This is a genomic window from Oleiphilus sp. HI0125 (assembly GCF_001635355.1).
The window spans coordinates 1-698 of the sequence record NZ_LWGF01000051.1 but is presented as its reverse complement, the minus strand read 5'-3'; the positions used below and the strand labels follow the sequence as shown (position 1 = coordinate 698).

The window sequence follows — 698 nt, the reverse complement described above, 5'->3', positions numbered from 1 at the left end:
CGTAGCTGTCTTCGATAAGAACAAGTTCGTTGTCTTCGTTCCAAAATAGTGCCGTTTGGCGAGTGCCAAGCAGTAGTGACAGAGAGTGCTGAATTTGGGTTGCGAGTTCTATTTTTGTCTTGGCTTTTGAAACAAGATCCCGAGAAATGTTTTGAAGATTTTGGTCTCTAATGGCTCGTGCTAGAGATATATGTGCTTCTTGATCATCTTGTTTGTCGAGTTGCACGCCCATGCTCTCAGCTACTTGGATAACTTCTTCATCTATTTTTCGACAGATTTCAGAGATGAGGGATGGGTTGAGTTCAAATAAGCTGTTCGTCGTTTCAACACTCTGCTGCATGCTCTGTTGCGCATCATTGCTAAGAGCGCTTGCAGCATACAATATTTTGACCAAATGCTGAGCGCCCAGAATGTCGACTGTGTTTGCGTGATGATAACGAATCGCATCGATTGCATAAGGGCTTAGCCCCCATTCGTTTGCGAGTTGTGCACCAAGTTCTGCGTGATCAATACCGAATGTACCCAACTCATGCTTTAAGCGTTTATCTTCGTCGGGCTGCTCTTCTCTCAGAGTTAAATATTCTTTGTTGAAGTTTCTTGAGAGTACGAGTTCTCCAATGTTGTGTAATAAGCCGGTCAAGTAGGCTTCTTCTGGTTTAGGGTAGCTTGTGAGTATGGCGAGAGATTTGGCGAGTAAT

General features: G+C 44.0%; 1 protein-coding gene. It reads right to left on the bottom strand.

Going from position 1 to position 698, the window contains the following annotated elements:
• On the bottom strand, positions 1-698 hold a 698-nt coding region (locus A3762_RS00895), incomplete at both ends, for an HDOD domain-containing protein (protein ID WP_156493103.1).